This window comes from Saccharopolyspora sp. NPDC050642 (assembly GCF_040654735.1).
GTDB lineage: Bacteria > Actinomycetota > Actinomycetes > Mycobacteriales > Pseudonocardiaceae > Saccharopolyspora > Saccharopolyspora elongata.
On record NZ_JBFAIN010000006.1, the window covers coordinates 307,133 to 325,693 of the forward strand.

Sequence of the window (18,561 nt, forward strand, 5' to 3'; positions counted from 1 at the left end):
ACGTCACCCCACGACATGCCGACGCCTGTGGACAACTTCCGCAATTTCAATGGAAATTGGAGGTTTGATTTCCATTGAAATTGCAGGAGGGACGACGTCAGGTGAGGTTGGCGAGGTTGGTCAGGGCCTTTTTGCAGTCTTCGATGATCTCCCGGGTGATGTCCGCCGCCGGCCGGAGTTCCCGGAACGTGCCGACGACCTGGCCGATGAAGAACGACGCCAGGGCCTTCGCTCCGTCGTTGCCCGCTTCGGCCGCCTGGTTGATGCGCCGCCACGCCTCGTCGACCAGCATCGGTTGCAGCGGCATCGGCAGCGGCGACGGGCTGCCCGGGTTCGCCCACTCCTCGTGCCACGCGCTGCGCAGCTGGCGGGCCGGTTTCCCGGTCCGGGTCGGCGAGCGCAGCGTGTCGCCGCTGGTCGCGGCCAGGAACTTGGCCTTCACCGCGGGCGAGGTGATGTCCTCGTGGCTGGACAGCCACACCGAGCCGCACCACACGCCGGCCGCGCCCAGCGCCAGCGACGCCGCCATCTGCCGCCCGGTGGCGATGCCGCCCGCCGCCAGCACCGGCACGTCGCCCGCGAGGTCCACGACCTCCGGCACCAGCACCATGGTCGCGATGGTCCCGGTGTGCCCGCCGGCCTCGGTGCCCTGCGCGACGAGCAGGTCGACGCCCATGTCCAGCTGTCGCTGCGCGTGCTTCGGGGTGCCGACCAGCGCCGCGATCGGCACCCCGTCGGCCTTGCCGCGCTCCAGCATCGCCGGTGGTGGGGTGCCGAGCGCGTTCGCGACCAGGGCGACCCGGTGCGAGAAGGCGACGTCGAGCAGCGGCTGCACGATCTCCGGTCCGACGCTCGCGGCGAACCGGTCGCCCGCCGATGCCGTGTCGGCCGGCGGGACGTCGTACTTCGCCAGCAGCGAGTCGACGAAGTCGTAGTGCTCCTGCGGGATCTGGGCGCGCAGGCTGGCCAGGTAGTCCGCCGGGTCCCCGGTGGCCGTCCTGGCGGGCACCAGCACGTCGACGCCGTAGGGGCGGCCGTCCACTTGCTCCTCGATCCAGGTGAGCTGCGCGTCGAGCTCTTCCGGGGTGTAGCCGGTCGCGGCGAGCACGCCGATGCCGCCGGCGTTGGTCACGGCCGCGACCACGCCGGGTGACCGGTTGAATCCCACCAGCGGACTTTCGATGCCCAGCAGTTCGGTCAACGCGGTGCGCATGCGCGCTCCTTCCCATCGCCGGGGCGACATTGCGCCGGACAGCCGCATGATGCCTACTGCGGCCGCCGAGCACCAGGACGCATTTCGCCGACGTCGCCGCAATCCCCCACCCAGGTCTATCCACAATGGACGAATACGTGGGCGAAACATCCCGAATCGAGCTGAATCGACACCGGCAGCGCCTTGCGGCGCGAGGTGAACACGAGTTTACTTGCATGGTGAACACAAGTTCACGCCGATAGCGAGGAGCCCGATGAGCCTGGCCACGCCCACCGCACGACGCAGTTCGAGGCTCGTCATCGGAGTCCTCGCCTCGTGCGGTATCGCGGTGTCGTTGATGCAGACCCTGGTCGTACCGCTGCTCCCGGAATTCCCCAGGCTCCTCGACACGTCGCGGTCCAACGCGGGCTGGCTGGTCACCGCGCCGCTGGTGGCGGGCGCGGTGTGCGCACCCGTCCTCGGCCGGCTCGGCGACATGTACGGCAAGCGCCGGATGCTGCTGATCTCGCTGGCCACGATGGCGGTGGGCAGCGCGATCGGCGCGGTCAGCGACGACTTCACCGCCGTGCTCGTCGGGCGGGTGCTGCAGGGCGCGGCGGTCGGCGTGGTGCCCCTGGGGATCAGCATCATGCGCGACGAGTTACCGGAGGACCGGGTCGGCTCCGGGGTGGCGTTCATGAGCGCGACGCTGGGCATCGGCGGCGCGGTGGGGCTGCCGGTGACCGGCGTGGTCGCCGAGAACCTCAACTGGCACTGGCTGTTCGCGGGCGCGGCAGTGTTCGCGATCGCCGAGATCGCGCTGATCCTCTGGATCGTTCCGGAGTCGCCGCTGCGCACCGGCGGCCGGTTCGACTTCCTCGGCGCGGTGGGGCTGTCGGCGGCGCTGACGTGCCTGCTGCTGGCGATCTCCAAGGGCAACGAATGGGGCTGGACCAGCGGGGTCGTCATCGGCCTGCTCGTCGCGGCGGCGGCGTCGTTCCTGGTGTGGGGCGTGTACGAACTGCGCGTCGATGCGCCGCTGGTGGACCTGCGGGTGTCGGCCCGGCCCGCGGTGCTGCTGACCAACATCGCCTCGGTGCTGGTCGGCATGGCGATGTTCGCCGGGTTCCTCGTGGGCTCGCAGATCCTGCAGGCCCCGGAGGACACCGGCTACGGCTTCGGCATGTCGCTGGTGCTGACCGGCCTGGTCCTGCTGCCCATCGGCGCCGCGATGGGCGTGTTCTCGCCGGTGTCCGCGCGGATCTCCCGGCGGCGCGGCCCGCGCACCACGCTGATCCTGGGCGGCACGGTGCTGATGGTGGGCAACCTCGCGGGGTCCTTCCTGCACTCGCCGCTGCCGCTGGTGGTGTTCAACCTGACCGTGGGCGCGATCGGCGGCGCGTTGTCCTACGGCGCCCTGCCCACGCTGATCATGCAGGCGGTGCCGCAGACCGAAACGGCCGCCGCGAACAGCCTGAACAGCCTGGCCCGCTCGATCGGCACGTCCAGTTGCAGCGCCATCGTCGTCGCGCTGACGACCGGGTCGGTGGTGCAGATCGCCGGCGTGAACTACCCGTCGACGCTCTCGTACTCGTGGGTGTTCCTGGTGGCGGGCGCGGCGGCGCTGCTGGCCGCGCTGATCGCCGCGGCGACGCCGGGAACCCGCCGGTACACGCCTGTTACCGCGCAGGTGGCGACCGCGGCGGGGCGGTCGCGCTAGCCTGAACGGCATGTCCAGCACGGCTCCGGCCCCAGCGGTCGGCGAGGACCAGCGGCGCGACGCGTGCGCCACCCGTGAAGCGATCCTCAAGGCGGCGCGGCGCCGCTTCTCGTCGTGCGGCTACGCCGACGTGACGCTGCGCGACATAGCGGCGGACGCCGAGGTCAGCGCGGCGCTGGTGATGAAGTACTTCGGCAGCAAGGAAAGCCTGTTCGCGGAGGCCTCGGGCTTCGAGCAGGACGCGGAGCGACTGCTCGACTGCGAGCTCCCCCGGCTCGGCGAGCACCTGGTCCGGACGCTGCTGGACTACCACGACCGGACCCAGGGCGACCCGCTGGTGCGGGCGGTCTTCACGTCGTCGCGACCGGCCGGGGCCCAGTTCCGCGCGAACTTCGAACGCCAGCTGGTGAGCCGGCTGGCCAAGCGCCTGACCGGCCCGAAGGCGCGCCTCCGGGCGGAGCTGGTCTGCAGCCACCTGATGGGCCTGGGCGCGGCGCGGCTGGTCCTGAAGACCAAGGCGATCAGCGCCGAACCGAAGGAAGACCTGATCGCGATCACGGCCCCGCTGCTGCAGAACTGGATCGACGGCCCCCTGTAGCGCACCGCTTTCGGTCAGCCGGCCGCTTCGACGTACGACGCCAGGTTGGCGAGCGAGGAGGCGATCCCCTCCTCGTGGGCCGCTTGATCGATACCGGGTGGTACGTCCGCGGCGGTGACGGTCACCTCGGTCCCGTCGCCGGCGGCGGCGAGGTGCCAGGTCATCGTCATGGTGCCCGCGAACGACGGATCGTCGGCCTCGAACACCGCCCGCTGCACCACGCGCTCGTTCGGCACCAAGTCGGCGAACCCGACGTCGACGACGTCCGTCGCATCCGAAGTCTTGCCGGGGCTGCCCTCGGGATCGAGGTAGGTGAGCACCATCCGGAACCCGCCACCGGGCCGGGGATCCCACCGCTCGATCCGGCCGCGCATGCCGTCCGGCGGCAGCCAGGCCTCGAGGGACTCCCGGTCGAGGAGAGCGCCGTAAACGGTCTCCGGTGGCGCCGCGATCACCCGGCTGGCGCGGTCAGTCCTGCCCATGCGCCGATTCTAGGCGTTTTCGTCGATCTCTTCGCCGGTTTCCTCCTCCCGGCACGCCGGTACGGCTGCTAGGCGCAGCGAAACTGCGGCCCTCCCTCATTCGCGAGCCCGGCTCAGCAGCGGCGCGAGGATTTCGCGCAGTTGGGCCGGGTTTTGGTGGTGCAGTGCTCTCATGCCCAGTCCGCGGGCCGCTTCGACGTTCTGGAGGGTGTCGTCGACGAACAGGCAGCGGGCTTCCGGGACACCTGCTCGGGTCGCCGCGAACCGGTAGATGCCCGGGTCCGGTTTGGCGATTCCCACCCGGGCGCTGTTGACCACTCCGTCCAGGAGATCCGCTATCCCGAGCCGCGCCAGGTCCGATTCCAGCCTGGTGGTCGCGTTCGACACCAGGACCACCGGGACGTGTTCCCGCGCCGCCGCGAGCAGTTCCGCGACTTCTTCGACGACTTCGCCCGCGTGGGCGGACCACTCGGCGACGAGCGCACGCGCCGCCTCCGGGCTTCCGCAGGCTTCGGCGAGGTCGGCGGCGATCGCCGCGCGCCACTGCTCGTCCGTCCGGGCGCCGGTGATCGCGGGGTTCAGCCGGTCCGGTGCGAATGCCGTCTTCGCCAGCGTCCCCCGCGGCAGGCCGTTCGCGCGGTCCAGTCCGGACATGATTTCCGGGTCCCACCAGCGAATTACTCCGTCGAGGTCGCAGAGGATCGCATCGAACTCGTTCTCGGGCATGGAGCCCATGGTGCCATCAGCGGACAGTCCACGGCGGCCGCACCGGTTCGGCCGGAGCGCTCGGCCCGCCAACAGCCCGTGCGAGCCCGGAATTCGCCCGCACTGTCGTCATCGGACAGACCTCCCTCCTGGATCGATCGCGGTGCGCTCGTCCCGGATTCCCTGCTATGACCGGACTTTCGGCCGTACGCAGGTTAGCCCGTTCAGTCGTTGGATTTCAACGGTTGATTGCGCAAACTTCGTCAACAGGTAACCCCTGATCAAGGAGGCGAAATGACGAGCTACGTCCGGCACATCGCGGCACGACTGGTCGGCAAGACCCGGATGGGCGGCTTCTACACCTACTGGATCATCGCCAACTGACACCGCGGCGGGGTGGAGGCCGCTCCTCTCCTCCACCCCGCATTCCGGAGGGAAACCGTTGACCAGCACCAGAACCAGCACGGCTCGGCCGCCCGGCCCGAAGGGTCGCCTACTGGTCGGGAACACGCTCGACTACGACCGCGACCGGATGGCGTTCCTCCGCCGCTGCCACCAGGAATACGGCGACGTCTTCTCCTTCGACGACCGCACGATCGTGGTGCTCGCGCCGGATCTGGTGCACGACATGCTCGCCCGGACAAACGAGGACTTCCACAGCGAGAGCACGCCGATCGCGACGCGGATCGATCCGGAGCGCGCGGCGACGGACGCGCAGGTGTGGATGACCGCCAGGCGGAAGGGCTGGCACGGGCTCAGCCGCGCGGTCTCCCACGCCCATTCGGCCCGGCTGCACCCGCTGTTCCAGCGGACGCTCGACGAGACCGGTGGCCGCCAGGTCGAAGTCCTCCACGTGATGGAGCAGTTCGCCGGCCGCGCCACGGCGGATTTCTGCCTGGGCGCCGATTCCGGTGGCGTGCCGGAGGTCCTCACCGAGAACGTCAAGGCGATCGAGCCGCTCGGCGGCAGCTCGCAGCTGTTCCCGGCGTGGTGGCCGTCCAAGCGCATCCGGCGCTTCCTCAAGGCGCGGGAGAGCACGCTGGTCGTCATCACCGAGAAGATCCGGAAGCGCCAGGCGAGTTCGCCGGCGCGGCCCGAGCAACCGCAGGACCTGCTCGACGTGCTGCTCGCCGCGCGAGATCCCGAGCTCAGCGAGCTCCAGGTCCAGCGGTTGCTCCGCGGCATCATGCTGGCCGCGTACGGGGTGCCCGCTTCGGCGCTGACGTGGCTGGTGCGGGTGCTGGCGACCGAGCCCGAACTGCGGCGCCGGGTGTCCGAGGAGGCCGAGTCGTGGCCGCACGAGGAGGCACCGCCGCTCTCCGCGTTGCCGCAGACCGAGGCGGTGATCAAGGAAGTCCTGCGGCTGTGGCCGCCCACCTGGCTGATCGGGCGGACCGCCCGCCGGGAGACCGCGCTCGGCGAGTGGCGGCTGCGGCCGAACGACCAGGTGATGTTCAGCCCCTACCTGATCCACCGGGACCCGCGCTGGTGGTCCGATCCGGACCGGCTGGTGCCGGACCGGTGGCTCGACGCGCAGGCGTCCCCGCACCGCCACACCTACATCCCGTTCGGCGCCGGACCCCGGGTCTGCGTCGGCACCCAGCTCGGCATGATCCAGATGGCGCTGGCCGCCTTCTGGCTGGTGCGCGAGTACGAAGTGACCACAGAGGACGGTTCCTGCCCGCCGAGGTTCCAGGAACTCCTGCAGCCGCAGGGATTCACCGCGCGTTTCACCCCGCGCCGGGCCGGCTCCGGGTCGTCGTGAGCGAAACGCCTACTCACAGCGGCAGTCCGGCCGCCAAGTGAGCCGGGACTCGGCCGGGAAGGGACATTCGGTGGTCTTGCAGGTGTCGCGGATGCGCGCTCCGAAGGCTGCGGCCATCCGCTCCCGCTCCCCCGGCACGACCGCTTCGCCTCGGCTGCGTCAACGCAGGGCGATCAGCGCAGCGGGTCGAACGGGCGGAGTTCTGGAGCCGTCGTGCCGGTCACGATGCGTTCGGCGAGCAGCTTGCCGCTGATCGGCCCCAACGTCACTCCCCACATCCCGTGGCCTCCTGCGACGAAGATGCCCGGTGCCCTGGTCGCTCCGAGCAGTGGGAGCCCGTCCGGGGTCATCGGCCGCGGACCGACCCAGACGTCCTGCGCATCCGACCAGTCCACACCGGACAGCAGCGGCTTCACCGAGCGGACGATCGCATCGACGCGGCCGGGCTGCAGCGGATCGTCCGGGCCGCGGAACTCCATCGTGCCCGCGATGCGCAGCCGGCCCCGGTACGGGGTGCACGCCACCTTCGCGGCCGGGAAGTAGACCGGCGTCTCGGCCGGGTCGTCCGTCGGGACGCTGAACGAGTAGCCGCGACCGGCCTGCACCTGGGTGCGCACACCCAGCTTCCTGGCCAGTTCCGGGAGCCACGAGCCGGTCGCGACGACCACCGCGTCGCCGAGTTCCGGCGGGCCGGTGAACGTTTCCACCGCGATACCGCCCGGACCGTGCCGCATCGCTCGCACTCGTGCCCCTGGGACGATGAGTCCGCCGCGGTCGCGAACCGATTCGGCGAGGGCCTGGACGAACGGGCCGGGCTCCAGGTATCGCTGGCCGTCGAGTTCCAGGACCTCGACGATCTGGTCGGACAGCTGGGGAATCGCCGGATTCGCCGGCCGCCAGCGGACGTCCAGGCCGGCGCGGCCGACCTGTTCGAGCTCGTGGCGCAGCGCGGCGCTGTGGGCCGGATCCGCGAACCCGACCAGGATGGGGCCGCTGTGGGTGCTGGCCCGCACACCACCGGTGGTCAGCTCGTCGAAGGTCTGCAGCGCCAGTCGGTTCACCGGTACCAATGCAGCCATCGAACGCCGCCAGGCCCGGGGTGTGCAACGCACGGCGAAACGAGCGAGGAACGCCAGCACGGCGGGATCCGGGCGCAGCGGAACGTGCAATGCGGCATTCGGATCCCCCAGCGACCGCAGCGCCGACACCAGCACGCTGGGCTCGCCCAGCGGAGTGGCGAGGCTCGGGGTCAGCCAGCCCGCATTGCCCCACGAGGCCCCGGCAGCGACCCCGCTGCGGTCCAGCACCACGACCTCCACGCCGCGTTCCTGCAGGAACCAGGCGGTGGAAAGGCCCACCACGCCGGCACCGATCACCACGACTCGACGAGGCGCGGGTACATGCGAAGACACCTGTCACCCTCCTTGAACACGCAGTTGCAAGCCCACCGCGAGACGAACGTCCGGATTGCTCAGGTCCAGGCCGCTGACCTCGGTGATCCGTCGCAGCCGGTAGCGCAGGGTGTTGGGGTGCACGTGCATCACCTGCGCGGTCCTCGCCACATCACCGAACGCGTCGAGGTAAGCGGACAGCGTCGCGACGAGCTGGCTGTGGTGGTCGGCGTCGTAGGCGGTCAGGGCCTGGACCGGTCCATCGCGCAGTTCCTCGTCGTCGACCGCCAAGTCCCGCAGCCGCGCCAGGAACAGCCGCTCCCACACCTCGTCGACCCGCGCCGTCCGCCGGTCACCGCTGCGCAGCACGTCCAGCACCGCATCCGCGTCCGCGCGAGAACGCGGCACCTCCCCCGGCGACCACGCGACGCGTCCCATCCCGACGACCGCTCCGGCGTCACGACGAGTCGCGAAACCCTGCAACAAGCCCAATGCGTTCCTGGACTCGGCATCCGGATCCGCCGTTGTCAGCGGCAGGATCGCGTAGGCGGTGCCCAGTGCCGACGCCGTCGCGACTTTGGATTGCCGCACCGCGAGGTGCAGGCTCAGCAGCTCGCACAAGCGCTCCGCTGCGAGCTCGCGCTCGGCGCCGTCCTCGTGCCGGTCGGACGGCTCGGCCGCCACGACGCACAGCGGAACCTCCGCCACCTCCAGCCGCCGTGCCGCCAGCTCCGCACCGCTGCCACCAGCCAACACGCGTCGGACCAGCTCCGATCGACGCCATTTCCCCGCGTTCTCGGCCGCGCGTTGTTGCAGCAAGTGCAATGCCGCCGTCTTCGCGGCAGCGACGAAGGCGCGTTCCTCGTCCGCGGTGAACGGCCGACGCACCGCCGCCCACATCGCGCCCAGGACCTCCTCGCCGGCGCGTACCGCCACCGCCACGCGGGGAAGCACATCCGCATCGCCCAAGTCGACCCACACCGGGTCGCTGGTGCGGTAGAGCCGCTCGAAAACCCCGTTGTCGGCAAGTCGTCGCTGCCATTCCTGCGGCACCTGCCTGGCGAGCACGGTCGCCGCCCTCGGTGCGTCGGCGGCGGCCTGATCCGCTGAGAAGGCCACCACCCGCGCCGAGCGGTCCTCGATGGTCACGGGCGTGTCGAGCGCCGCTCCGACCGCGTTGGCCAGGGCGAACAGTTCGCCGATGTGGTTGCCGGTCAGCTCGGCCTGCCGTTCGTCGAGCTCACCGTCCGGCAGAACAGTGCGCACCAGCAACAAGATCTGGGTCCAGGACGCAGCGTTGCTCGCGCTCAGCAGCGCCACCCCGGAGGATCGGACGGCTTCGCGCAGCGGTTCGTCGATGACCAGCGGTCCGCGGACCACCAGGGCCGACGCGGCATGTCGCCCCAGTTGCAACAGCAGATCCCCCGGATCTGCCACCCCGACGCCGAGGACCAGGGCACCGGCCGGCGGCTCCAGGTGCTCGTCGGGGTCGTGTACGGCGACGGTGGTGACCTCCGACGGCGGCGGATCCGGGCACACCGCGACGTCGAGCACGGTGCTGCCGAGATCTTCCAGAATGCGGGCCAAGCTGGCCCTCGGCCGAGCGTTCATCCGCCGATACTGCCTCAGCAGCGGGCCCGCCTCGACTCCGTCGACGAGCGGTTCCGCGGCTGGGCGCATGACCACAGCCTCACCGATCCGCTGCCTGGGCGCTTCGTGCGATCACCAGAGCGGGGGCCGCCCAGTTTCGTGCGACCCGACGAAGCCAACCCGGCCGGCTCGACACAACAATCAGCGAACGCCGAACTGCCGTGGAGGGAAGATGGATTCCACCGCGACCAACACGACCGAGCAACCGGCCGTGACCCCGTCCCGCATTCGCCGCACCGCCACCGTCACCATCGCGCTGCTCATGGGCGTGTGGATCATCGACTACGTCGACCGGGTCATGATGGCGGTCGCGCTGCCGTTCATCGGGGCGGAGTTCGACCTCAGCAAGACCTCGCAGGGCTGGCTGATCACCGCCTTCTCGTTGGTGTACCTGGTCTGCCAGATCCCCGGCGGCCTCCTCGCCGACCGGTTCGGGGCGCGACGGCTGCTGGTCATCTCGCTGCTGCTGTGGTCGGTTTTCACCGCTCTCACCGGAGCCATGTGGGGCTTCGTCTCCCTGCTGGTGGTCCGCGCACTTTTCGGGGTGGGTCAGGGGCTGTTCCCCGGCGCGTCGTTCAAGGCGATCGCCGAACGCACGACCCCGAGCCACCGGGCCACCGCGGCCGGCGCCATGCTGGCCTCCAACAACCTGGGCGCCGGGTTGGCCCCGCTGATCGCCGCGCCGGTGGTGTTCGCGCTCGGTTGGCGGCACACATTCTGGGTCACCGCGCTGGTGGGCGTGGTGATCGGCATCCTGCTGTGGGCGATGCTGCCGAAGCCGCTGCCCACCCGGCTGACCGAGGTTCCGCTCCCGAACCGGACGGCCGTTTCCATGCGCCACGTACTGCGGTCCGCGGCGGTGTGGAAGTTCGCCGCCTTGTTCTGCGCGACGAACATGCTCGGCTACGGGATGATCACCTGGGTTCCGAGCTACCTGCTGGAGGAACGCGGCATTTCGCTGCTGGACACCGGCGTGCTCGCTGCGATCCCGCTGCTGGTGATGTGCGCGTGCACGTTCCTCGGCGGTTGGTTGTTCGACCGGTTCTTCACCGAGCGGGCGCGCTGGTTCGTCATCCCGGTGCTGCTGGCCGCCGCCGCGACGCTGGTCCTGATGCTCAACGCCGACACCGCTGGTGAGTTCACGCTCTACCAGACGATCGCGATGGGCATCGCCGGACTCGCCTACATGAGCATCCTCGGCATGCCGGTGCGAGCGCTGCCGCCGGCTGTGGTCGGGTCCGGCATGGGTGTGGTCAACGCCGGCGGACAACTCGCCGGGGTGATCGCGCCGGTGGCGATGGGTTGGCTGGTGGACCACTTCTCCTACACCGCGGCGTTCGGTTTCCTGATCGGCAGCACGGTGCTCGGCGCGTTGCTCGCCCTGATCGTGCCGAAGCGCCCAGCCGATTTTCAGATCCACGTTGGAAGGAGCACGGCATGACCGAGCACGACCTGGTGCTTCGAGGCGGGCGGGTGATCGACCCCGAAACCGGGCTGGACGCGGTCCGCGACGTCGGGATCTCCGGCGGCGCGGTCCGGGAGATCAGCTCCGACCCGTTGACCGGGAGGTCCGTGGTCGACGTAGCCGGGCGCGTTGTCAGTCCCGGTTTCATCGACCTGCACAGCCACAGCCCGGACATCGCCACGCAACGCCTGCAGGCCATGGACGGCGTGACCACCGCGCTCGAACTGGAAGCCGGGGTGTACCCGGTGGCACCTGCATATCGCCAGGCGGCGCTGGAGGGACGCCCGATCAACTACGGCTTCTCCACGTCGTGGGCCGTCGCGCGGATGCACGTCGTGCTGGGCATCGATCCCACCGGCACGCTCGACGACTTCTTCACCAACATCGGGCGAGGACCCTGGCAGCGGCCCGCATCACGAGCCGATGTGCAGCGAGTCCTAGGCGTGTTGGAGACCGATCTGGCCGATGGCGCGCTGGGCATCGGCATCCTCGTCGGCTACGCACCGTGGATCGACCCGTCCGAATACCTCGCCGTCGCCGGCCTCGCCGCCAGAGCCGGGCTCCCGACGTACACGCATGCGCGCGAGTTGGTCGAGATGGACCCGCAGACCCCGATCGACGGCGCGGAGGAGATCGTGCGGGCCGCGGCGGAAACCGGCGCGCACATGCACTACTGCCACGTCAACAGCACCTCGCTGCGGCAGGTGGATCGCGTGCTGGGCCTGGTGCAGAAGGTGCGTTCGGAAGGTTCCCGGGTCACGACCGAGGCCTACCCGTACGGCGCAGGCATGACCGGCATCGGCGCGGCGTTCCTCGCGCCAGAGCTGCTGCACCGAAGGGGGCTGACGCCCCACTCCATCGGCTATCTGGCCACCGGCGAACGCATCCCGGACGAGGCGACGCTGCGGAGGGTTCGCGAGCAGGATCCAGGTGGCGCGGCGTTCGTGCACTTCTTCGACGAGAACGATCCGGCGGACCTCGCCTACCTGAAGCGGGCGCTCACCTTCACCGACGCGGCGGTCGCCAGCGACGCGGCACCGCTGCTCTGGCGGTCCTCGCCCCGCGATCCGCTGCAGTGGCCCCTGCCGCCCGACGTGGTCACCCATCCCCGCACGGCCGGCACTTTCGCCCGCAGCTTGCGCCTCCTGGTGCGCGAATCCGGCGAGTTGAGCCTGCCGGAGGCGGTGCGCCGCTGCAGTCTGGTGCCGGCCGACGTGCTCGGCTCGGCGGTGCCCGAGATGCGGCGCAAGGGCCGGATCCAACCGGGCAGCGACGCCGACATCGTCGTCTTCGACCCGGAATCGGTAACCGACCGGTCGACCTACGCCGACACCGCGCGGCCGTCCAGCGGGTTCGACCACGTACTCGTCTCGGGAACGTTCGTCGTGCGCGACGGAGAGCTGTGCATCGACGCACTGCCCGGCAAACCGGTCCGACACCGATAGCGCCGTTGAGCCCTCGTGATCAGGACCTGGTCTTGATCATCTGATTTCGGCCGTGCACCAACCGATCTCGTGGAACGAGCGCGATCCCGGCCAACGCGTCGACCGGAACCCAAGTCCGCGACCGCCGAGGACGATCGGGCTACGCACGGGGCTTTGCCCCGTGCGTAGGCGACGTGCCCCCGGTCTGCGTGGCTCGGGTGGCGGTGCGGAGTCAGCGCTTGCGACGCGGGGGTGGCGCGGTGGACTCGCGAACCACCAGGGAGTGCGCCGTGGTGCGGCGGCGGGGTCGGGCTGACGGTTGCTTCAGCGCGAGGAGCAACGCCTGCTCCCCCATTTCGGCCATTGGCAACCGCACCGTCGTCAGGGCCGGCGACAGGTGCTCCGCGACGGCCACGTCGTCGAAGCCCGCCACCGAGATGTCCTTCGGCACAGCCATTCCGCGCGCTCGCAGGGCCGCGAGGACACCGATCGCCATGTCGTCGTTGAGCGCGATCACCGCGGTCACGTCGGGGTGGTCGTCGAGGACGCGCCGCATGGCCAGCGTGCCACCGTCGCGCGTGAACGCCTCCTCGACGACTGGAATGTCCTCAATAGACAAGCCGGCCTCCGCCAGCGCCTCCGCGGCACCCGCCAGGCGATCGGCCACCGTGGTCAGGATTCGGGGGCCGGCGACGAAGGCCATCCGCCGGTGTCCGAGAGAAAGCACGTGTTCGGTGATCGACCGGCCGCCCGCGGTGTTGTCCGGCAGCACCGCGTCGGTGCCGAGGTGGTGGCGTCCGATCACCGCGACGCGGCCGCCGGTTTCCTGGAACGCCTGGAGGTCCTGCTTCACCGACGCCTGCATCCGCGCGTCCGCGAAACCCGAGCCGGCGATGATGATCGCCCGGACCCGGTTGGCGATCAGCGTGCGAACCTGGACGAGCTCGCTTTCCGGGTCGCGCCCCGTGTGGCAGATCTGCACGGTCAGGCCCTGTTGCGTGCCGATGCGCAGCACCCCGCTGGCGATCTCGGTGAAGTAGGGGTCGCCGATCTCGTGCACGAGGAGCCCGACGCTCGTGCTCGCGCCGCCCGCGAGGGTGCGGGCGTGCACGTTGGCGACGTAGCCCATCTGCGCGGCGACTTCGCGCACCCGCTCGGCGATGGCGTCGCTGACGCCGGCGGATCCGGACAGCGCCCGCGACGCCGCCGCGATCGACACCCCGGCCCGCTCGGCGACGTCGATGAGCCTGAGCCTCGCCCGTTGCTGTGGCATCCGTGCCCCCTTCCGCGCCGGCCCGCCCAACGGACCGTGCCCACCACCATGATCCGTGACCCTTGCCACTTCGCCCGATGGTTCCTATTCTGCCGTAAGCGCTTACGAAAGCGCTTGCGGATGCCCCCCAACGACGGGTGGACCATGAAAACTTCACAACGTCTTCGACTAGGTGTACTCGTGACCAGCGCGAGCCTCGCGCTGACCGGCTGCCTCAGCTCGGGCGCCGGAGGCAACGACGACAGCATCCAGATCGGCATCTCCCTGCCCCTCACCGGCGACTTCTCCGAGCCCGGCAAGGGCGTCCGCCGCGGTTACGAAGCGTGGGCCGACTACGTCAACGCCCGCGGCGGGTTGCTGGGCCGCAAGGTCGAGCTGACCGTCCTCGACGACCAGTCCAACGCCGACCGCGTCGCGGCCGACTACGAGAAGCTCATCAACCAGGACGGCGCCGACCTGGTCTTCGGACCGTTCTCCACCCGCCTGGTGATCCCGGCGGCACAGGTCGCCAAGGACTACGGCTTCCTGTTCGTCGAACCGGCCGGCGCCGCCGAGGAAGTCTTCAACCAGGGCTTCGACAACCTCTTCTACGCCGCGCCCGCGGTCGCCGAGGACCACTACAACCACCTCGCGGCGGCAATCCTGGCGATGCCCGCCGATCAACGTCCGAAAACCGCCGCGTACGCGGCCATGGACGACCCGTTCGCGCAGGGCACCGCCTACGGCTTGAAGGGCAAGCTCGAAGCGGCGGGGATCCGCACGGTGGTCGATGAGGTCTACCCGCCCAACACCACGGACTTCGGTTCCATCGCGGCCAAGATCGCCGATTCCCGCGCGGACCTCGTCGTCGGTGGAACGCAGTACCAGGACGCGGTCAACCTCATCCTGTCGCTGCGCCAGCTCGGCTACCAGCCCGCGATGGCCGCCTTCTCCACCGCACCGACCAACCCGGAGTTCACCAAGGCCATCGGCGAGCAGACCGAGGGAATCCTCTCCCCCACCGGGTACACGCCGGAAGCGAACTTCCCGTCCAACAAGGAGTTCGTCGAGCACTACACCCGGATGTTCAACGCCCCGCCCAACGAGGACGAGGCCAACGCGTGGACCACCGGGCAGGTCGTGGCCGCCGCCGTGCAAGCCGTCGGATGCGCCGATCCGGATCCCGACTGCCAGCGCAGGCTGATCGACTGGCTGCGCCAGAACGAGGTGGACACCGTGGTCGGAAAGCTCAGCTGGGACGCCACCGGAAAACCGCGCGGCGCGCACCTGATCCAGCAGTACGTCGGCGGCCGGATCCGCATCGTGCTGCCCGCGGAGACCAAGGAAGCCGACCTGATCCATCCCAAGCCTGCGTGGTGAATCGGCATTCAGGAGTCGGGGATCCCACAGCGAGAAGGCCGCAGTAACTCCCGCAGGGGGCCGCCACCCGCACCGCCACGCAAAACGAGTCTGGAAAGAGGCTCTAGATGACCGGATCGCTCCTGCTGCAGAGCCTGGTGCTCGGCGTGCTGCTCGGCGGGCTCTACGCCCTGCTGGCCGCGGGCCTGACGCTGTACTTCGGCGTGATGCGCGTGGTGATGCTGGCGCACTCGGCATTCCTTATCCTGGCGGCGTACCTGGCCTGGTTCTTCAACCTCCAGACCGGTTTGGACCCGCTGCTGTCGCTGCTGGTGACCGTCCCGCTGTTCTTCGCGGTCGGCGTGCTCATGCAGCGGCTGCTGATCTCGCGGCTCCGCCCGGCGACGCTGACCATGATATCGGTGCTGCTGACGTTCGCCGTCGCGCTGGTGATCGAGGGAGCGATCGGGCTCGTCTTCAGCGGCACCCACCGGCGCATCCAGCTGCCCTACTCCGGCGCTGACATCCAGGTCTTCGGCGCCAGCATCCCGGTGGTGAAGCTGATCGCGTTCGGCCTCGCCGCGGTGTCGCTGGCCGGGCTCTACGTGCTGCTGAAGAAGACCCGGTTCGGCCAGGCGCTGCGTGCCACGATCCAGCACCGGGAGGCCGCGCAGCTGGTCGGCATCAACACCGGCCAGATCGCCGGCTACGGATTCGGGTTGGGCCTGGCCACCGCGGCGATCGGCGGGACTGCGCTGGCCCTGGACTCCACGATCTACCCCTCGCTGCACTGGCATTGGATCGGCCCGCTGATGGCGATCATCGTGGTGGGTGGGCTGGGCAGCATCCCGGGCGCGGCGATCGCCGCCATGGTGCTGGGGCTCGGCCAGAGCCTGCTCCAGCTGCCGCTCGGAACGACTTGGGCGCAAACGGTTTTCTACATCGCGCTGTTCGCCACCTTGCTGCTGCACCCCCAAGGATTCTTCGGAGGCCGCCTTGCGCAGCGTTTCTGATCCCGCCCGCGCCGCGAAGCTCGTCGGACTGCTCGCGCTGGCCGCGCTGGTGGTCGCTTTCCCCGCGCTGGCACCGGATCCGTTCATCCTGTCGGTCGGCGTGGTGATCATGAGCTATGCCGTGCTGGCCACGTCGTGGAACTTCGTGGGCGGGTTCACCGGCTACGTCTCGCTGGGCCACGCGGCGTACTCCGGGCTCGGCGGCTACGCCACCGCGCTGCTGGTCGTGCGCGCGGACCTGAACCCGTGGCTCGCGCTCGTCCTCGGCGGCGTGGTCGTCGCGGTGCTCGCGGTGCCGATCGGCATCGCCAGCCTGCGGGTGCGCGGTGCGTCGTTCGTCATCGTCTCGATCGCGCTGGTCCTGATCACGCTGCTGGTCTTCCAGAGCTGGGGAGACTTCACCGGCGGCTCGAACGGTTTGCGGGTGCCGCGCCCGTTCGGTCCGGACGTGCTCCGCCCCGAGCAGCACGAGCGGTTCTTCTACCTGCACGCCGCGCTGCTGGCCGTCGCCCTGCTGTGCTGGTGGGCGATCGACCGCTCCCGGTTCGGCTCCGGGCTGAAGGCGATCCGGGAAGACGAGGACAAGGCCGAAGCGCTCGGGGTGCCGACCTTCACCTACAAGCTCGTCGCGTTCGTCGTCTCGGCGTTCTTCACCGCGCTGGGCGGCGGGCTCTACGCGCTGTGGTTCGGTTTCCTGGACCCGATCTTCCAGTTCTCCGTGCTGACCGGTTCCTACCTGGTGCTGATGAGCCTGCTCGGCGGCGTGCGCAGCCTGCTCGGGCCGGTGCTCGGCGCGGTGATCGTCGGATACGCCGTGGAGTACTTCAAGGCCCAGTACGGCGACACCCAGCTGCACCTGGTCGCGCTGGGCGTGCTGCTCGCCGCAGTCGTGCTGTTCATGCCGGACGGGATCATCCCGGCGCTGCGCGACCTGCTGCACCGGTTCCGCCCGCGGACGGCGTCGATCCGGGAAGTCAGCCAGGCCGAGCTCGCCGAGCAGCGCCGGGCCGGGACCGTCGAGGAGGCGCGCCTGTGAGCACGGGATTGGAAACCACCGGCCTGACCAAGTCCTTCGGCGGGGTGCGCGCCGTCGACGGAGCCACCGTCGCCTTCCGGCACGGCGAGGTCAACGCGCTGATCGGCCCCAACGGATCGGGCAAGACCACGTTCTTCAACTGCGTCACCGGGATGATCAAGCCCGATTCCGGCACCGCGAGCTACCACGGCCGGGACATCACCGGCCGTCCGCCGCACCGGATCGCCCGCGCGGGCATCGGTCGCAGCTTCCAGCTGTGCCGGATCTTCCCTCGGATGACGGCGTTGGAGAACCTGCTGGTCCCAGTCCGCTCCCGAACCCTGCTCGGCCAGCTGGTCTCCGCGCGCCAGCGCGCCGACTTGGACCGGGCGCGCGAACTGCTCACCCGCGTCGGCATCGAGCACCTGGCCGACGTGCAAGCCCGCGACCTGTCCTACGGCCAGCAGAAGCTGCTCGAACTCGCCGGGGTGCTGATGGCCGATCCCGAGACGGTCCTGCTCGACGAGCCCGCGGGCGGGGTGAACCCGGCGCTGATCGAGCGGATCGGGGAGCTGGTGCGCGCGCTCAACGCCGAGGGCCGGACCTTCCTGATCGTGGAGCACAACATGGACCTGGTGATGAGCCTGTCCGACCACGTCGTCGTCTTCGACCGCGGGCGGCCGATCGCCGCGGGCACGCCCGACGAGGTCCGCAACGACCCGCGAGTCCTGGAGGCCTACCTTGGGATCTGAGCAGCGGGGTTCGGGCGAGCACCTGCTCGAACTCGTCGACGTCGAGGCCGGGTACGGGCGCGCGGCGCTGGTGCTGCGCGGGCTGACGGTGCGGGTGCCGCCGGCCAGCGTGGTCTGCCTCGTGGGGCCCAACGGCGCCGGGAAGTCCACAGTGCTCAAAGTCGCCAGCGGCATGCTCGCGCCGCGATCCGGCCGGATCCTGGTGTGCGGGAAGGACGTCACGAGCCGCCGCCCGCAGCAGATGCTCGAAGCCGGCCTGTCCCACGTGCTCCAGGGGCACAGCGTGTTCAAGGAGATGACGGTCGCGGAGAACGTGCTGCTCGGCGCGTACACGCTGCGGGACCGGTCGGAGATCGCCGACCGGGTGGCCTTCGTCCGGGAGCTGTTCCCGGTCGTGGGCGAGCGGTGGGACGCGCTGGCCGGGGCGCTTTCCGGCGGCCAGCAGAAGCAGGTGGAGTTCGCCCGGTCGCTGATGGTCAGCCCGAAGGTCGTACTGCTCGACGAGCCGTCGATGGGCCTGGACCCCAAGGCGACCGAGACCGTGTTCGCCCAGGTGGCGCGGATGCGCGACGCGGGGACGGCGGTGCTGCTGGTGGAGCAGAACGCGCGCCGCGCGCTGGAGGTCGCCGACCTGGGCTGCGTCCTCGACCTCGGCCGGGTGCACATCTCCGGCCCGGCCGCCGACCTGCTCGCCGACCCGCAGCTCGGCGAGCTCTACCTCGGCAACCGACGCTCCAGCACCGCATCGTCGAAGACGTTGAAGACAGGGAGCCAGTGA

Annotated in this window: 16 protein-coding genes; 10 read left to right on the top strand and 6 right to left on the bottom strand. The window is 70.1% G+C overall.

Features of this window, described 5'->3' with window-relative positions; all coding sequences use genetic code 11:
- Positions 1-97: 97 nt before the first annotated feature.
- Positions 98-1,213, bottom strand: a complete 1,116-nt coding sequence (locus AB0H93_RS13385; RefSeq protein ID WP_358571906.1) for a nitronate monooxygenase family protein — start codon at positions 1,211-1,213, stop codon at positions 98-100.
- Positions 1,214-1,466: 253 nt separating this feature from the next.
- Here AB0H93_RS13385 and AB0H93_RS13390 point away from each other — a divergent pair, with 253 nt between their 5' ends.
- Positions 1,467-2,912: an MFS transporter gene (locus tag AB0H93_RS13390; RefSeq protein ID WP_358571908.1), complete on the top strand. Its 1,446-nt coding sequence runs from the start codon at positions 1,467-1,469 to the stop codon at positions 2,910-2,912.
- A 10-nt stretch (positions 2,913-2,922) separates the two neighbouring features.
- On the top strand, positions 2,923-3,510 hold the full coding sequence (locus tag AB0H93_RS13395) for a TetR family transcriptional regulator (RefSeq protein ID WP_358493911.1): 588 nt from the start codon (positions 2,923-2,925) through the stop codon (positions 3,508-3,510).
- 14 nt (positions 3,511-3,524) lie between these two features.
- On the opposite strand, the gene AB0H93_RS13400 is transcribed toward AB0H93_RS13395, so the two are convergent.
- Entirely contained in the window at positions 3,525-3,992 is a 468-nt protein-coding gene (locus AB0H93_RS13400) for an SRPBCC family protein (RefSeq protein WP_358571910.1), read from the bottom strand.
- A gap of 96 nt (positions 3,993-4,088) precedes the next feature.
- Positions 4,089-4,718, bottom strand: coding sequence for an HAD-IA family hydrolase (locus AB0H93_RS13405; protein WP_358571912.1), 630 nt, complete (start codon positions 4,716-4,718; stop codon positions 4,089-4,091).
- 421 nt (positions 4,719-5,139) lie between these two features.
- Between AB0H93_RS13405 and AB0H93_RS13410 the strand changes: the two genes are divergently transcribed.
- Positions 5,140-6,462: a cytochrome P450 gene (locus AB0H93_RS13410; protein ID WP_358571914.1), complete on the top strand. Its 1,323-nt coding sequence runs from the start codon at positions 5,140-5,142 to the stop codon at positions 6,460-6,462.
- Positions 6,463-6,635: 173 nt separating this feature from the next.
- Here AB0H93_RS13410 and AB0H93_RS13415 read toward each other — a convergent pair whose 3' ends face one another.
- Entirely contained in the window at positions 6,636-7,874 is a 1,239-nt protein-coding gene (locus tag AB0H93_RS13415; protein ID WP_358571916.1) for an FAD-dependent oxidoreductase, read from the bottom strand.
- 3 nt (positions 7,875-7,877) lie between these two features.
- The gene (locus AB0H93_RS13420) at positions 7,878-9,464 is read right to left on the bottom strand and encodes a helix-turn-helix domain-containing protein (RefSeq protein ID WP_358571918.1); all 1,587 of its coding nucleotides are present in this window, start codon (positions 9,462-9,464) and stop codon (positions 7,878-7,880) included.
- 211 nt (positions 9,465-9,675) lie between these two features.
- Between AB0H93_RS13420 and AB0H93_RS13425 the strand changes: the two genes are divergently transcribed.
- Together AB0H93_RS13425 and AB0H93_RS13430 are read left to right on the top strand one after the other, a co-directional pair.
- Positions 9,676-10,944, top strand: coding sequence for an MFS transporter (locus AB0H93_RS13425; protein ID WP_358571920.1), 1,269 nt, complete (start codon positions 9,676-9,678; stop codon positions 10,942-10,944).
- Entirely contained in the window at positions 10,941-12,413 is a 1,473-nt protein-coding gene (locus AB0H93_RS13430) for an amidohydrolase family protein (RefSeq protein WP_358571922.1), read from the top strand. The genes AB0H93_RS13425 and AB0H93_RS13430 overlap by 4 nt, the downstream gene beginning before the upstream one ends.
- Positions 12,414-12,624: 211 nt before the next feature.
- On the opposite strand, the gene AB0H93_RS13435 is transcribed toward AB0H93_RS13430, so the two are convergent.
- Positions 12,625-13,665 (bottom strand): LacI family DNA-binding transcriptional regulator, encoded by a 1,041-nt coding sequence (locus AB0H93_RS13435; RefSeq protein WP_358571924.1) that lies wholly within the window; start codon positions 13,663-13,665, stop codon positions 12,625-12,627.
- Positions 13,666-13,845: 180 nt separating this feature from the next.
- On the opposite strand from AB0H93_RS13435, the gene AB0H93_RS13440 reads away from it, so the two are divergent.
- From AB0H93_RS13440 to AB0H93_RS13460, 5 genes are all read left to right on the top strand, one after another.
- On the top strand, positions 13,846-15,024 hold the full coding sequence (locus AB0H93_RS13440; RefSeq protein WP_358571926.1) for an amino acid ABC transporter substrate-binding protein: 1,179 nt from the start codon (positions 13,846-13,848) through the stop codon (positions 15,022-15,024).
- Between the two features lie 107 nt (positions 15,025-15,131).
- A complete protein-coding gene (locus tag AB0H93_RS13445) occupies positions 15,132-16,016 on the top strand; it encodes a branched-chain amino acid ABC transporter permease (RefSeq protein WP_358571928.1) in 885 nt (294 codons plus the stop codon).
- Entirely contained in the window at positions 16,000-17,052 is a 1,053-nt protein-coding gene (locus tag AB0H93_RS13450) for a branched-chain amino acid ABC transporter permease (protein WP_358571930.1), read from the top strand. The genes AB0H93_RS13445 and AB0H93_RS13450 overlap by 17 nt, the downstream gene beginning before the upstream one ends.
- Positions 17,049-17,783 (top strand): ABC transporter ATP-binding protein, encoded by a 735-nt coding sequence (locus tag AB0H93_RS13455; protein WP_358571932.1) that lies wholly within the window; start codon positions 17,049-17,051, stop codon positions 17,781-17,783. Before AB0H93_RS13450 ends, AB0H93_RS13455 begins: the two co-directional genes overlap by 4 nt.
- Positions 17,773-18,561 (top strand): ABC transporter ATP-binding protein, encoded by a 789-nt coding sequence (locus tag AB0H93_RS13460; protein ID WP_358571934.1) that lies wholly within the window; start codon positions 17,773-17,775, stop codon positions 18,559-18,561. Before AB0H93_RS13455 ends, AB0H93_RS13460 begins: the two co-directional genes overlap by 11 nt.

Coding starts and splice junctions, on each gene's coding strand:
- AB0H93_RS13385 (WP_358571906.1), bottom strand. CDS start 1,213: ATGCGCACCGCGTTGACCGAACTGCTGGGCATCGAAAGTCCGCTGGTG.
- AB0H93_RS13390 (WP_358571908.1), top strand. CDS start 1,467: ATGAGCCTGGCCACGCCCACCGCACGACGCAGTTCGAGGCTCGTCATC.
- AB0H93_RS13395 (WP_358493911.1), top strand. CDS start 2,923: ATGTCCAGCACGGCTCCGGCCCCAGCGGTCGGCGAGGACCAGCGGCGC.
- AB0H93_RS13400 (WP_358571910.1), bottom strand. CDS start 3,992: ATGGGCAGGACTGACCGCGCCAGCCGGGTGATCGCGGCGCCACCGGAG.
- AB0H93_RS13405 (WP_358571912.1), bottom strand. CDS start 4,718: ATGCCCGAGAACGAGTTCGATGCGATCCTCTGCGACCTCGACGGAGTA.
- AB0H93_RS13420 (WP_358571918.1), bottom strand. CDS start 9,464: ATGAACGCTCGGCCGAGGGCCAGCTTGGCCCGCATTCTGGAAGATCTC.
- AB0H93_RS13425 (WP_358571920.1), top strand. CDS start 9,676: ATGGATTCCACCGCGACCAACACGACCGAGCAACCGGCCGTGACCCCG.
- AB0H93_RS13430 (WP_358571922.1), top strand. CDS start 10,941: ATGACCGAGCACGACCTGGTGCTTCGAGGCGGGCGGGTGATCGACCCC.
- AB0H93_RS13435 (WP_358571924.1), bottom strand. CDS start 13,665: ATGCCACAGCAACGGGCGAGGCTCAGGCTCATCGACGTCGCCGAGCGG.
- AB0H93_RS13445 (WP_358571928.1), top strand. CDS start 15,132: ATGACCGGATCGCTCCTGCTGCAGAGCCTGGTGCTCGGCGTGCTGCTC.